The sequence below is a fragment of the Cohnella sp. GCM10012308 genome (genome assembly GCF_042649185.1).
Classification (GTDB): domain Bacteria; phylum Bacillota; class Bacilli; order Paenibacillales; family Paenibacillaceae; genus Cohnella.
Genome location: NZ_JBHRYU010000010.1, coordinates 74056 through 87326, shown reverse-complemented (window position 1 = coordinate 87326; position 13271 = coordinate 74056). Strand labels below are relative to the sequence as shown.

The following is a 13271-nucleotide window of genomic DNA, read 5'->3' as shown; positions in this document are numbered from 1 at the left end:
CGTCAAACCCGTCAAACCCGTCAAACCCGTCAAACCCGTCAAACCCGTCAAACCCGTCAAACCCGTCAAACCCGTCAAACCCGTCAAACCCGTCAAACCCGTCAAACCCGTCAAACCCGTCAAACCCGTCAAACCCGGAACCGCCCAGGCCTTCGCCATTCCATGCAAACTAGCAATCTCTATAGTTTCGTAACCCCTGAAAGCTGAAGCTCCGCATGTACGAGTAACCCCGAGTAACCCCCAATCCCGATCGTTTTGTTCCACCTCCACGGACTTCATTTCAAATAAGTGTCAAAAAGCATTTGTTTCTCCCCTACGCGATGAAATCCGCCGAATAAGAGTCAAAAGGCAGTTAATTCTTCAAAACTGACTCCGTGCTCGAATTTTCCGCTGAATTAACGGCCTTTTAACAACTATCGATGCATGTTCCTGATTAGCTGCCGGATTAACTGCCTTTTAACAACTAATTAGTTACTCTGGACGACATCCCTCATTAGACCGCCAAACACTGCGTCACAGCCACTTCCATGCCGCATCCGTCGCTTCGTATCGCACAATCCGGCTTCCTTCCGGCCCGCGTACTTCAGTGAACAAACCCGTCTGACACAACGCGGTAAGCGCCCGAAGCGCGGTCCGGTGGCCGATACGCAAATGTGTCACGACATCGACCGGCCGCACCGGAAGTGCGAGCGTCGCGGCCATTCGTATAATCTCGCGTTCGATGAGCTTGTCCGTGCCGATCGGGAGCGGTTGCGCATGGAAGCGGGCAAGCAGCAGACGCAATAGCGTCACGCACAACTCCGGCCTCGCCGCCACATCGTCGTAAGCGAAGCTGATGACTTGATAGCCCATCGCGGTAAGGAACGTCTCGCGATTCAGCTCGTTGCAGTATTTCTGCCGGTCCATATCGCGCACATGCGGGCCGAAGCCTTTTATCTCGATGACCAGCTTCACCGCGACGCCGATCCATACAAAATCGCAAAAGTAAGACAAGCCGCGCCAATCTCTCACCTCGTACTCCGGATGAAGACCGTCGAAGTGTCCATGCAGCTTCCACCATACGTTTTGGCAGAACAGTTTCTCCGCCTCCCGATGTCCGCGTTCCAGTCTGCCTCTGCGCTCCCCCGATCTCGCAGACAAATGCTGCGCGATGAAGGCTTCGTGCGCTTTCTCGAATCCCATCGACCCCAACCTCCCGGAAAATAAAAAACGCCCCGCGGCAATCCCCGGAGGGAATGCAGGCGGGACGTTCTTCGTCTCGATAGTTACATTATAGAAGGGGAGGCGCACGACGGCAACCTGATATTGAACTCGCTCGCTCAGCACGCCCAGCACGCTCAGCACGCCCAGTACGCCCAGCACGCCAGCACGCCTTGCCGTCAGACCCTACTTCAGCCCCGCCCAAGCCGGCTCCTGAATCTCCAGCCAGCGGTTGCGGATGTCGAGAATCTCGCGATCGGGGAGCTTGCTCTTGGCCGCATACCCGATATTTTGCCGGAAATGCGCCAGATTGGTCGTGCCTACGATGGCGGTATCGACGTAAGGGACGGAGAGCACGAATCGCAGCGCCTTCTCGGCAATGACGTCGGAGTCGCTTTTCAGAAACGGATAATCGAGCTTCTCCAGGCGCTCTACATAAGGGTCGGGCGCGTTCTCGAGCCCCTGCCGCACCCAGACCGCATTGGCGATCGGCCGCTTCGCGATAATGCCCATGTCGCGTTTGGCCGCCTCGCTCACGGTAAGCTGCAGCGCTTCCTGGTCGGCGATGTTGATCGACGTCTCGAGCGCGTCGAAGACGCCCGTGTTCACCGCGTACAAGGCATCCGTGCTGTCGCCGCTGTATCCGATATAGCGCGTCAGGCCTTCCCGCTTCAGATCGCGCAGCGCCTCGATCAAATCGCCTTGACGCAGCACGGCTTCCGAGCAGCTGTGAATCATCATGAGGTCGACGTAGTCGGTCCGCAGGTCCCGCAGCGTCCGCTCGATGCTTGGACGCACGTTGCGTACGTCCCAGTCCGGATAGGGAAGGCCGACGCTCTCGCCTTCGCCGAGCTTGCTGAAGACGTAGTATTCGCTGCGCCGGCTCGAGACGAGCTGGCCGATCAGGCCCTCGCTGCGCTTGTAGCTCGAAGCGGAATCCAGCACGTTGACGCCCTCGTCCAGCAGCGCGTTGAGCAGATCGCCGACCTCGCGGTCCGTCGCCTTCGAGCTATCCATGCCGATCTCGGCGCTGCCGAAGCCGAGCACGGACACCTTCATATCGGTTTTGCCGAATTTACGCGTCTCCAAATCCAATTCCCTCCCGTAATTCGATTCTGGTCTTGCTACCCCATTTGTACCCTTGATGACTGCTCCTAACGCATAATAGCGGGCAAAATGCCTGCACAAGCCGCTCACCTCTGGGCTGGTCCCCGCATATGCTGAATCCAGAAACATGGCCCGCCCGCCTTCTCCTTCCAGCGCGCTTTTCGTTCGCATCCATACAGGGCCGGTTTCGCTTTTCAGAGCGCCAATGTTAAAATGTAAGGAGCTAGTCCGCATTTCGGAAGGAGATCTGGAAGATGGCGAACACCTATGTGTACACCCGCAGGGAAGAAGTGGCCAACGCCATTACGCACGGATTGGGCGCGGTCCTCAGCGTCTCGGCGCTGACGATCCTGATCGTCTACGCAAGCTTGTACGGGACGGCCTGGCACGTGACAAGCTTCGCGATCTACGGCACGACCATGCTTCTTTTGTATACGGCTTCGACGCTCGTGCACGCTCTCCAGGAGGGGCGACTGAAGGACTTGTTCGAGACCTTCGACCATTCTTGCATTTATTTGTTCATTGCCGGCACCTACACGCCGATCTTATTGACCGTGCTTCGCAGCCCGTTGGGCTGGACGCTGTTCGGCCTCGTATGGGGGCTTGCGGTGGGCGGCGTTATTTTTAAAGCGTTTTTTACGAAAAAATTCCTCTACTTGTCCACGCTAGTCTACATTTTAATGGGATGGATGATCGTATTCGCCTGGGGACCGCTTACCGCGGCTTTGTCGACGGGAGGCATGCAGCTGCTTATCGGCGGCGGATTGCTGTATACGATCGGCGCGATCTTCTACGTGTGGCGCGGCTTTCCTTACCATCACGCCATTTGGCACTTATTCGTGCTCGGCGGCTCGATCGCGCACTTTTTCGCCATTCTTTTGTTCGTTCTGCGAATTTACTAATATTTCCCCGGAAATTGTAGTAGAATGGCCCATTATACCGTTATTTTTACCGGGGGCAGCGCATGATTAACACATTGATCGCCAACTTTGCTTTGTTGACCGCTTTCCTGTTTTTCTTTAACGCCTTGTACGGAAAGTATGAAGCGGACGGCCACAAACCGCGGCGGATTATCGTCTTCGGAGCCGTCTCGTATGGCGCGTTCGCTCTCGTGCTCATGTACTTCAGCGTACGGATTGACGCGCACATGCTGCTCGATTTTAGACAGCTGATGATTATTTGCTCGGCGGCTTTCGGCGGGCCGGTCGCAGCGTTGATTACGGCGGCGATCGTCATGCTCGGCCGCATCCTCATGTTTGGAGGCATCAACGACGCTTCGCTGATCGCGTGCGTCTCCGCGCTCGTAGTGGCTGCAGGCAGCGGTGTCATGAGCCGCTGGCTGCCACGGCGGTACGGGCGCTTCTGGCTGTTTTCGATCGCGCTCTGCATGCTCTGCACAGCGATTACGTTCGGTATCCTTCTCGGCAAGCAAGCTATGGACGTTTTGCCTCCGTTTTTTCTCATTATGGCGATCGGCGGGGTCATTGTCAGCGGTCTGACGGCTTATTTCTCGACGGCCAACCGGCTGCAGCTGGAGCTGCGCTCGAGCGAGCGGCGCTACAGGCAATTGCATAGGCTGCAACAATCGATTCTGCAGTCCGCGTCGGAAGTGGCCATTATCGCGGCGGATCTCGCAGGGCGCGTCACGCTGTTCAACAAGGGCGCAGAGAAGCTGCTTGGTTACGATGCCGACGATGTGGTCGGCCGCACGATGCCGGAGGTGCAAGCGGCTGCCGGCCATGATCACGCCTCGTCGGACAAGCCCGGCAAGGCAAATACGGGCGCGAGGGACATCGATGCACTCGCCGACTTCGTGCAGCGGATGATGTACGGCAGCGCCGACGAGCAGGAATGGACGCTCGGACGCAGGGACGGAACCGCTTTCGTGGCCAATGTGATCGTGTCGCACGTGCTTGATTCCGATGGAGAGATCATCGGATATATGAGCGTGTCCACGGATATCACGGAGCGCAAGCTCGCCGAGGAGAAGCTAAAGGAGGCGAACAGCCTGCTGCAGAAGCTGTCCCTGCTGGACGGTCTGACGGGTATCGCGAACCGTCGGCGCTTCGATCAGGCGTTGACCGCCGCCTGGGCGTCGTCCGTCTCGGAGGGCTCGCCGCTCGCGCTCGTTTTGTTCGATATCGACTATTTTAAAAAGTATAACGACGCATACGGCCACCAGGCCGGCGACGACTGCCTCGTTCAAGTCGCGGCCGCCGCGACGGCTTGCCTGCGCACGGGCGCAGACACCGCTGCCCGGTACGGCGGCGAAGAGTTCGGCGTCATCTTGCCGGGGGCGGAGGCGGCGGAGGCGATGGTCGTCGCCGAGCGGATCCGCGCCGCGATCCTGGACCTCGCGATTCCGCACATCGGCTCGTCCGAGGGCGTCGTGACGCTTAGCCTCGGCATCGCTTGCCGGGTTCTCGGCAGCGCAGGCGGCGAGCAGCGTCTTATCGCCCAAGCAGATGCGGCTCTGTACGAGGCCAAGCAATCCGGCAGGAACCGCACGAAGGCCGCCAAGAAATCGCTGGATGTACCGGCGGTTCATTGACTGCCAACGCGCTTCTTTGCCGCGAATCGGTTTGGAATGCGCTTACCGCGTTTAATTAGGGGTATGCGCTTTGACCATGCTCGGCGGGGGGCGATCGCAATGAAGCATCATGTGAATAGCTGGTCTTTTGAAAAATGGATGGGTCCGCTGACGTATGTAGAATGGGATGCGGACGCTTCGGCGCTGACGACGAGCGTCGAGAAGCATCCCGAACGGTGGGGACTGGCCGAGCTGATAGCCCGTCTCGGCGCCCAAGGCTACAGCGGGATCGAACTCGCCTATCCGCACCTGAAGGACCGATCGGCCGAGGGCCTGTCCGAATTGCGGCGGATCTCGGCGCTCGCGGAGGTGGAGCTGAACTCCTTGCTGCTGGACTTCGGCGATCCGGGCACTGGCGACGCAGCCAGGCGCGACGCGGAGATGGCGCTGTATCGCGAGTGGATCGACGCCGCCGCGGAGGCGGGCTTCCGCAGAGTCCGCATCGGAGCGGGCGACGGCGACGACGAAGCTTCGTTTGCCCGCGCTGCCAAGACGCTCTCGCTGTTGTCGGCTTACGCGGGGAATGTCGGCATCCGGATCGTCACGGAAAATCTCGGCGGCATGTTGAGCAGCTCCGAGCAGGTGCTGCGCATGTTGAGCGAGACGGGCGGCAGCGTCGGGCTGACGGCGGATTTCGGCAATTTCAAGCAGGACAAGTACCGGCAGCTGGAAGCGATTCTTCCGCAAGCCGAGACCGTCCATGCGAAGGCGCGGGAGGATGGTGGCGGCCAGCTGGATTCCATGGACTTCAGGCGATGCGTTGAACTCGCCGGGCAAGCCGGATACGAGGGGCCGCTCTCGCTGACGTATTTGGGCGAGCGGGATCCTTGGACGGCGCTAGCCGAGATGCGGGAGCTGGCCGCGCTCAAGCCGGCTGCAGTTCCGAGGCCGTTATAGCGCCTGTCGCTGCCGTCGCCCGATAACTTCATACCTGCAAGGCCGCATCCTGCCCGCGCGCTTCGTTCCTAGAAGTCGCATTTATGCGCGTCTTGAACGTCCGCGGGCATAAGTCCGCGGTTTTTTGCTACAATCCGACGCAGGCAGTTTGCCTGACACATTACAACCAAGGAGGAGATTGGCATGCAGAGAGGACCGACCGCCGTACAGATGCCGGCATTCGTCGCTTCGTACGATTATCGCGCCCAGGAAGGGACGGAGCGCTACTTCGACTACGCGAGGACCGTCGCGAGAATCGCCGGCTTGCTCTCGGACCGCTTCGGTTGCGAATTCAAGCTTTACGACCAGGCGGACCAGGGAGACGTGTGGGACGGTTTGGCCGAAGACATCGAGTCGGACTATCCCGGACTCGTCCACGTCGCATCCGTCTTCGATCTTGTCGAATCCAGGCAAATCTCGTTTCAGCCCAAGCTGGGCGAGACGATCTACCGGATGCGGCCTTCGCTCCGCAACAACCTGTACGCCTACCCGGAATACCGCGTCGCGCTGGTCCGGATGCCGATGCTCGTTCATCTGGGGCTGCTCTCGACCGAAGACCTGATCTTTGCGTCCGACGACGAACAGCTGAGCGCCTGTCTCCAAGCGATGCAGCTGCGGCGTTCGGAAGAGCGCAAGATGCATGTGTACACCGACACGCGCGAAGGTCTCCAGCATTGCCGCGAGCCGATCTCCCAGGCGATTCCCCGGGAGGAGGTCGTGATGGACGAGACGCTCAAGCAGCAAATTTTCCGCTCCGTCGACGAGTTTTTCGGCGGCGACCGGACGTTTTTCGAGCAGTATCAGATTCCGTACAAGCGGGGCATCCTTCTCTACGGCAAGCCGGGCAACGGCAAGACGACGCTGGTCCAATCGATCGCCGGCAGCGTAGAGTCGCCGGTTTTCTACTGGCAGATCACCGAATATACGAACAGCGAGTCGATCCGCGAGGTGTTCGCCGCCGCCGTCAAGCAGGCGCCTTCCGTGCTGGTTATCGAAGACATCGATTCGATGCCCGACTCGTGCCGGTCGTTTTTCCTGAACATTCTGGACGGCGCGACGGCCAAAGAAGGCGTATTCCTGATCGGAACGACCAATTATCCGCAAAAAATCGATCCCGCATTGATTAATCGCGCCGGCCGGTTCGATCGGGCCTACGAGGTCAAACTGCCGGACGATGCGCTGCGTCTAGCATACCTGCGCCGCAAGGGGCTGGCCGAGTTGGCGGGGGAAGAGCAGGCCGTCCATGCGGCGGAACGTACCCAAGGCTTCTCGCTCGCGCAGCTCAACGAGCTGTACGTATCCGCGGCCTTGCAGAAACGCTACGACGATCATATCGACCTCGAGCAGCTGGTGCTCGGACTGCGCAACGATCTGGACAAGGGACGCAAGCGGGATTGGCTGAACGGTACGGACTGGGGCGGCGCCTCCAATCGCATTGGATTCCAATAAAACTACTTGGAATTATAAAGATGTTGCAGGAATTTAGCGATAAGGATCGAATTGTTACATTGTCGAATCTTACCAATTCCATAGGAGCGTGACTTTACTCATGTCCGAGCAACAATATCAACCCGAAACGCTGGCGGTACATGCCGGCCAACAGATCGATCCGACGACCTTGTCGCGCGCCGTGCCGATCTACCAAACTTCCTCTTACGGCTTCCGCGATGCGGAGCATGCGGCGAACCTGTTCGCGCTGAAGGAATTCGGCAACATTTACACGCGCCTCATGAATCCGACCTCGGACGTGTTCGAGAACCGCATTGCGGCGCTCGAAGGCGGCGCAGCCGCGCTGGCGACCGCATCCGGCCAAGCGGCCATCACTTTTTCGATCCTGAACATCGCCGGCGTGGGCGACGAGGTCGTATCGTCCTCGACGCTGTACGGCGGTACTTATAATTTGTTTTCCACGACGCTGCCCAAGCTGGGCGTAAACGTGAAGTTCGTCGATGCCGCCGATCCGGAGAACTTCCGCGCGGCCATCACCGACAAGACCAAGGCGCTGTACGCCGAGACGATCGGCAATCCGAAGGGCGACGTGCTCGATATCGAAGCGGTCGCCAAGATCGCGCACGAGAACGGCATTCCGCTGATCGTGGACAACACGTTCCCGAGCCCGTACCTGCTTCGTCCGATCGAGTGGGGCGCGGATATCGTCGTGCACTCTGCGACAAAGTTCATCGGCGGCCACGGCACCTCGATCGGCGGCGTTATCGTCGACGGCGGCAAGTTCGACTGGGCGGCCAGCGGCAAGTTCCCGGGACTCACGACGCCCGACCCGAGCTACAACGGCGTTGTCTACTCCGATGCGGTCGGTCCGATCGCCTACATCATCAAGGCGCGCGTGCAGTTGATGCGCGACATCGGAGCGGCGATCTCGCCGTTTAACTCGTTCATGCTGCTGCAGGGTCTCGAGACGCTGCACCTGCGCATGGAGCGTCACAGCTCCAATGCGCTCGAAGTGGCGCGGTATCTGGAGAACCACCCGCATGTCGAGTGGGTCAGCTACACGGGCCTTCCGAGTCACGGATCTTACGAGCTCGCCAAGAAGTACCTGCCTAAGGGCCAGGGCGCGATTCTCACGTTCGGCATCAAGGGCGGCATCGAAGCGGGCAAAAAGGTGATCTCGAGCGTCAAGCTGCTGTCGCACCTGGCTAACGTAGGAGACTCCAAGTCGCTGATCATTCATCCGGCCAGCACGACGCACTCGCAGCTCACCGAAGAGCAGCAGTCCGCGAGCGGCGTCAACCCGAACCTGATCCGTCTGTCGATCGGCACCGAGTCGATCGTCGACATTCTGGCGGATCTCGGCCAAGCGATCGAAGCGAGCCAGGCATAATTCATCCTTTTTAATTGAAGACGATCTCTTCGGCCGCCCGTCGGCCGCGGAGGTCGTTTTCCTTTGCGCGGGGAATATATAATGGTTAGGCCTGCAATCGGCGAACGGAAGGCGGTCCGGATATGGAGAGCAAGCTGCGATACCGCAAGGACGGAACGTTTAAAATCGTACAATTCACCGATTTGCACTGGCAGAACGGCGAGTCCGAGGATGGTAAGACGAAGCGGTTGATGGAGCGGATTCTTGGCGAGGAAAAGCCGGACCTGGTCGTCTTTACGGGAGACATCGTCTTCAGCCTGGGCTGCCGGGATCCGTACGCGTCCATCGCGCAAGCGGTGTCGACGGTAGCGCAGAGCGGGACGCCTTGGACGGCCGTATTCGGCAACCACGACAGCGAAGGCGACGTGTCGCGCGCTCGGCTCATGGAGACGCTGGTCGGGCAGCGGGGATGCCTGGCCAGCGCGGGACCCGACTCGATCCACGGCGTCGGCAACTATGCGCTGACGATTGACGGCGCAAACGGCGAAACGCGTCACGTGCTCTATTTTTTGGACTCGGGCAGCTATTCCGAGCTGGACCGGATCCCCGGCTACGATTGGATCCGCGAGGACCAGATCGACTGGTTCAGAGAGAAGGCCGCGGGATTAAGTTCGAAGAGCGCAGCGCAGCTGAACTCGCTCGTCTTTTTTCATATTCCGCTGCCCGAGTACAAGGAAGTCTGGCGGACGCGCCGGTGCGACGGGCGCAGATTCGAGGATATTTCTTGTCCCAAGCTGAATTCGGGCATGTTCGCGGCCATGGCGGAGGCGGGCGGCGTGCTCGGCACGTTCTGCGGGCACGATCATATCAACGACTTTGAGGGGACGCTGCACGGCATCCGGCTGACTTACGGGAGATCGACAGGTTATCATACTTACGGCAGGCTGGGGTTCAAACGGGGAGCGAGAGTGATCGAGCTGCAGGAGGAAGGTTCGCGGTACACCACCTGGATCAGGCTGGCCAACGGCCGGAAGCTGTCTGCGCCGAGAATCCATAAGCCCCGCAAAAAGCGGTAATTAAAAAAGGATCAGCGCCCTCGCTTGTGCCCGGCTTGCGGCAGAAGGAGCGGCGCTGATCGGCCTTCCTATTCGGTTGGATCTGGGTATACGGCTTGCGGACCCACTCGCTCCGCAGCGCTTCGGGGTTCAACTTGCCTTCGCGCACGGCTTTGCGCCTTGCCTTTTTAGAACCTGACATTCCCATTCGGGAACACCTCCGCTTATCAAGATTAAGCTCGATTGTAACGCATCCTTCCCCGTTGGGCAATAGGCATCGGAACGAAGCGAGACGCGGTTGACCTTAGCGGGACGATTCGCCCTTTATACCCTTCACGGACTATAATAGGGGAGAACGATAGAGCGAGGAGCGCTGCTTAACGATGCCCCATTTATACTTCAGAGGCCTGTCCGTCGAACAGGTCCAAGCCATCGGCGATTCGCTGGAGGCCGAGCTGTCCGCGATTATCGGCTGCGAGCCGAGCGATCTCATGCTGGAAATCATTCATACGACGTGCGTGTCAGGAGGCCGGATCGCGCCCTCCTATCCCTTTGTCGAGGTCGCCTGGTTCGAGCGCGGCCGGGAGGTTCGGGACGCGGTCGCCCGCTGCCTGGACAAGCATATCCGCGGCAGCGGCTTGCCGGAAGCCGAGGTTGCGTTCCGCAGCTATCGGCCGTCCGACTATTATGCGAACGGCGAGCCGTTCGGCATCGATCCTGCGGAGGCGGAGCTCGAAGCGCTGCGCGCGGACAACGCCAAGTTGAAGGATGACCTGGCCCGCGCACGCAAAGCAGCGGCCGCCGCGGCCGCAGGCTCGATGTCGACCCGTCTGCGGGACGCGCTGAGAGAGTAGCCACGGGAGGATTCGTACATGATCGTTTTTTACTACTTGGTGGCGGTCAATCTGATCGCCTTCATTATTATGGGCTATGACAAGACCAAAGCCATGCACAAGGAACGGCGCGTGCCGGAGAAACGGCTGTTCCTGATCGCGATGATCGGCGGCGCGCTCGGCATGCTGCTGGGCATGCGCTTTTTCCGCCACAAAACAAAGCACCGCTCCTTCACGGCCGGCATTCCTGCCTTGCTCGTGCTGAACGCGGTGCTGGTGATGGTTTGGTTCGGCCGTTAGTTTAGCGAGAGGCGGCTGCGTTATCTGGCGTCGTCGGGATCCGGGGCCGGGTCGGTGCCGACGACGTCGGCCAGCTTCAGGTCGCTCGGCTCATGAATGCCTGCCTCGGCGCGCAGGGCGTCGAGCGCTTGCTCGAGATCGTCTTCCTTAACGATAATATAGGGGCTCTCCCAACGGCTCTCGAGCGGCAGCACGTTCAGCGTGTCCGGCTTCATGTCCTTCACGTTGTAAATATAATCGCGGAGGATCGATTCGGGAATGTCGGTCTGCACGTTTTTGCCGAGCAGGTCGAGTACCTTGCCCCATTGCAGCATCCCCTGGAACGATGCGAGCTTGTCGGTGAGCTGGTTCAGCACTTGCTGCTGGCGCGCATTGCGGGCAATGTCCGAGGATTCGGCGGTGCCCCGGTTCGATTTGCGGTACCGGACGAAGTCGAGCGCTTTGGCGCCGTCCAGATGCTGATAGCCTTTTTTCAGATCGATGTCGGTGCCGTCGGCGTTATCCACGTAGCGCATATCCATATCAACGTCGATGTCGACGCCGCCGACCGCGTCCACCAGCTTGCGCAACCCGTCGAAGTTGATCATGATCATATAGTCGATCGGGAAGTCGAACAGGTCGCTGTAAAATTCCTTCGTATTCTCCATCGCCGTATCTTTGTCTTTGTTGTAGAAATAGGCGTAGTAGTAATTGGCCTTGTGAGCGCCTAGGTCCTCCGGCTTAAGCTGAAGGTCGCGGGGCAGGGAGATCAAGCTGGCCGAATTGGTCACCGGATTAAGGCTGCCGAGCATCAGAACGTCCGTATTAAGCGTGCCGCCGCTGCCTTCCCTGTTGTCGATGCCTGCCAGCAGGAAGGTGACGGGCTTCTTGATCAGCGTGCTGTCGCTCGCGTAATCGGCGTCTTCTTGCTGATCTCCGGAAGCCGTGGCGGACGGAGAAGGGGATGGGGCGGGCTCGTCGCCGGCCATGAGAGTGATGGCATGATTAGCTTTGTACACCAGGTATCCGGCGTAGCTTCCGACGACGATAACGAGAGCGCCGACGACGATTCCTGCATATTTGAGCGTTTTGCGCATCAAGGCGCGTTTTTTTTCTGGCGTGTTCATTATGTTCCTCCGCATGATTTGAAATTAAAAAATGAGGCAACCCTTTCTATTTTAGGGCAAACGCCCTAAGAGTAAAGAAAGAAATTCCACATTATTTGACGATTTAAAGACTGAACCGGTTGCGGATTTCGGATGACTGGCGAGATGTTTCGGTAGATGCAATTTTTGTTATAATAAAGATTGTTGAATATAGCTAATGAATGGGATGACGAATAGGAGGATATCTATGAGCAAGCCTAATGATTCGGCGATCCGTCATCAGGTCATCTTCGATCTGAAGCATGGGAAGGGGTCTGCGGAGGCGGATCGATTCCTGAAGGACGGTTGGCGTATACTTACCTCGATTCCGGCCGTTCGAAACTTCGAGGTATTGAAGCAGGTCAGTCCCAAAAACGATTATACATACGGCTTCTCCATGGAATTCGCATCGCAGGCCGATTATGACAGCTACAACGGGCATCCTGCCCATGTCGCATTCGTAACCGAGCGCTGGGAGACCGAAGTCACGCGCTTCCTGGAGATCGACTTCGTCCGCGGGACGGACGCGGAGGAAGGACAAGGCGATGCAAATTAATCTGTCGGGCCAAACCGCGCTCATCACCGGCGCTTCCGGCCAGCTCGGCCGCGTGATGGCGCGCACGCTGGCGGGCTGCGGCGCGAACGTCGCGATTCACTACCGGGGCAACGCCGCCAAGGCGGAGGAGCTTCGCGCGGAGCTCGAGGGCATGGGCGTGCGCGCGCTGGCCGTGCAGGCGGACGTGACCAAGCTTGACGACGTGCTGGCGATGAAGGATGCGGTAAAAGCCGGATTGGGCGCCGTCGACATCGTCGTTGCCAATGCGGTCATCCAGTATCAATGGACGAGCGTGCTGGAGCAGGCGGTGGAAGACTACGTCGGTCAGTTCGAATCTTGCGTGCTGCAGAGCGTGCATCTGGCCAAGGCGTTCCTGCCCGACATGATCGCGAAGGGCGGCGGCCGGCTGGTCGGCATCAACACGGAGTGCTCGATGCAGAACTTCCCGACGCAGTCCGCGTACGTCGCGGGCAAGCGCGGCATGGACGGCGTATACCGTGTGCTGGCCAAAGAGGTCGGCGAGCACCAGATCACCGTCAACCAGGTCGCGCCGGGCTGGACGATCAGCGAGCGGGACCGGACGGACGGCACGGAGCGCAGCGAATCTTACGAGAGCGCGGTTCCGCTCAAGCGGCGCGGCACTGACCAGGAGATCGCCAACGTCGTGGCGTTCCTGGCTTCGGATCTTGCGAGCTTCATTACCGGCGCCTATGTGCCGGTCAGCGGCGGCAACGTCATGCCGGCGATCTGAA

14 protein-coding genes are annotated in these 13271 nt (G+C 59.2%); 11 read left to right on the top strand and 3 right to left on the bottom strand.

Features of this window, described 5'->3' with window-relative positions:
- Window positions 1-193 (top strand): hypothetical protein (locus ACFOTD_RS13945; protein WP_378119682.1); only part of this gene is annotated, 193 nt, incomplete at its 5' end.
- Between the two features lie 320 nt (window positions 194-513).
- Here the strand turns inward: ACFOTD_RS13945 and ACFOTD_RS13940 are convergent.
- Together ACFOTD_RS13940 and ACFOTD_RS13935 are read right to left on the bottom strand one after the other, a co-directional pair.
- Window positions 514-1182, bottom strand: coding sequence for a DUF559 domain-containing protein (locus ACFOTD_RS13940; RefSeq protein ID WP_378119680.1), 669 nt, complete (start codon window positions 1180-1182; stop codon window positions 514-516).
- Between the two features lie 204 nt (window positions 1183-1386).
- Window positions 1387-2289 carry an aldo/keto reductase gene (locus ACFOTD_RS13935; protein ID WP_378119678.1) on the bottom strand — a complete coding sequence of 301 codons (903 nt, stop codon included), beginning with the start codon at window positions 2287-2289 and terminating at the stop codon, window positions 1387-1389.
- Between the two features lie 272 nt (window positions 2290-2561).
- Between ACFOTD_RS13935 and trhA the strand changes: the two genes are divergently transcribed.
- The 8 genes from trhA to ACFOTD_RS13895 all read left to right on the top strand — a co-directional run bounded on the left by trhA (window position 2562) and on the right by ACFOTD_RS13895 (window position 10839).
- Window positions 2562-3209: a PAQR family membrane homeostasis protein TrhA gene (trhA, locus tag ACFOTD_RS13930; RefSeq protein WP_378119676.1), complete on the top strand. Its 648-nt coding sequence runs from the start codon at window positions 2562-2564 to the stop codon at window positions 3207-3209.
- A 62-nt stretch (window positions 3210-3271) separates the two neighbouring features.
- The gene (locus ACFOTD_RS13925) at window positions 3272-4858 is read left to right on the top strand and encodes a diguanylate cyclase domain-containing protein (protein WP_378119674.1); all 1587 of its coding nucleotides are present in this window, start codon (window positions 3272-3274) and stop codon (window positions 4856-4858) included.
- A gap of 99 nt (window positions 4859-4957) precedes the next feature.
- Entirely contained in the window at window positions 4958-5794 is an 837-nt protein-coding gene (locus tag ACFOTD_RS13920) for a sugar phosphate isomerase/epimerase family protein (protein ID WP_378119672.1), read from the top strand.
- A gap of 183 nt (window positions 5795-5977) precedes the next feature.
- Entirely contained in the window at window positions 5978-7282 is a 1305-nt protein-coding gene (locus tag ACFOTD_RS13915) for an AAA family ATPase (RefSeq protein ID WP_378119671.1), read from the top strand.
- Between the two features lie 100 nt (window positions 7283-7382).
- Window positions 7383-8672, top strand: a complete 1290-nt coding sequence (locus tag ACFOTD_RS13910; protein ID WP_378119669.1) for a homocysteine synthase — start codon at window positions 7383-7385, stop codon at window positions 8670-8672.
- 122 nt (window positions 8673-8794) lie between these two features.
- On the top strand, window positions 8795-9727 hold the full coding sequence (locus ACFOTD_RS13905) for a metallophosphoesterase family protein (protein WP_378119667.1): 933 nt from the start codon (window positions 8795-8797) through the stop codon (window positions 9725-9727).
- Between the two features lie 362 nt (window positions 9728-10089).
- Window positions 10090-10560 carry a DUF1904 family protein gene (locus ACFOTD_RS13900; protein WP_378119665.1) on the top strand — a complete coding sequence of 157 codons (471 nt, stop codon included), beginning with the start codon at window positions 10090-10092 and terminating at the stop codon, window positions 10558-10560.
- An 18-nt stretch (window positions 10561-10578) separates the two neighbouring features.
- Complete coding sequence (locus ACFOTD_RS13895) at window positions 10579-10839, top strand: DUF1294 domain-containing protein (protein ID WP_378119663.1); 261 nt, start codon at window positions 10579-10581, stop codon at window positions 10837-10839.
- Window positions 10840-10859: 20 nt separating this feature from the next.
- Here ACFOTD_RS13895 and ACFOTD_RS13890 read toward each other — a convergent pair whose 3' ends face one another.
- Complete coding sequence (locus tag ACFOTD_RS13890) at window positions 10860-11945, bottom strand: LCP family protein (protein WP_378119661.1); 1086 nt, start codon at window positions 11943-11945, stop codon at window positions 10860-10862.
- Between the two features lie 226 nt (window positions 11946-12171).
- On the opposite strand from ACFOTD_RS13890, the gene ACFOTD_RS13885 reads away from it, so the two are divergent.
- Both ACFOTD_RS13885 and ACFOTD_RS13880 read left to right on the top strand, forming a co-directional pair.
- A complete protein-coding gene (locus ACFOTD_RS13885; protein WP_378119660.1) occupies window positions 12172-12519 on the top strand; it encodes a Dabb family protein in 348 nt (115 codons plus the stop codon).
- Window positions 12509-13270: an SDR family NAD(P)-dependent oxidoreductase gene (locus ACFOTD_RS13880; protein ID WP_378119658.1), complete on the top strand. Its 762-nt coding sequence runs from the start codon at window positions 12509-12511 to the stop codon at window positions 13268-13270. The genes ACFOTD_RS13885 and ACFOTD_RS13880 overlap by 11 nt, the downstream gene beginning before the upstream one ends.
- Window position 13271: the final 1 nt, after the last annotated feature.

What these genes read in the sequence shown, in the direction of transcription:
- ACFOTD_RS13940 (WP_378119680.1), bottom strand. Translation starts at nt 1,182, where the DNA reads ATGGGATTCGAGAAAGCGCACGAAGCCTTCATCGCGCAGCATTTGTCT.
- trhA (WP_378119676.1), top strand. Translation starts at nt 2,562, where the DNA reads ATGGCGAACACCTATGTGTACACCCGCAGGGAAGAAGTGGCCAACGCC.
- ACFOTD_RS13925 (WP_378119674.1), top strand. Translation starts at nt 3,272, where the DNA reads ATGATTAACACATTGATCGCCAACTTTGCTTTGTTGACCGCTTTCCTG.
- ACFOTD_RS13920 (WP_378119672.1), top strand. Translation starts at nt 4,958, where the DNA reads ATGAAGCATCATGTGAATAGCTGGTCTTTTGAAAAATGGATGGGTCCG.
- ACFOTD_RS13915 (WP_378119671.1), top strand. Translation starts at nt 5,978, where the DNA reads ATGCAGAGAGGACCGACCGCCGTACAGATGCCGGCATTCGTCGCTTCG.
- ACFOTD_RS13910 (WP_378119669.1), top strand. Translation starts at nt 7,383, where the DNA reads ATGTCCGAGCAACAATATCAACCCGAAACGCTGGCGGTACATGCCGGC.
- ACFOTD_RS13905 (WP_378119667.1), top strand. Translation starts at nt 8,795, where the DNA reads ATGGAGAGCAAGCTGCGATACCGCAAGGACGGAACGTTTAAAATCGTA.
- ACFOTD_RS13900 (WP_378119665.1), top strand. Translation starts at nt 10,090, where the DNA reads ATGCCCCATTTATACTTCAGAGGCCTGTCCGTCGAACAGGTCCAAGCC.
- ACFOTD_RS13895 (WP_378119663.1), top strand. Translation starts at nt 10,579, where the DNA reads ATGATCGTTTTTTACTACTTGGTGGCGGTCAATCTGATCGCCTTCATT.
- ACFOTD_RS13890 (WP_378119661.1), bottom strand. Translation starts at nt 11,945, where the DNA reads ATGAACACGCCAGAAAAAAAACGCGCCTTGATGCGCAAAACGCTCAAA.
- ACFOTD_RS13885 (WP_378119660.1), top strand. Translation starts at nt 12,172, where the DNA reads ATGAGCAAGCCTAATGATTCGGCGATCCGTCATCAGGTCATCTTCGAT.
- ACFOTD_RS13880 (WP_378119658.1), top strand. Translation starts at nt 12,509, where the DNA reads ATGCAAATTAATCTGTCGGGCCAAACCGCGCTCATCACCGGCGCTTCC.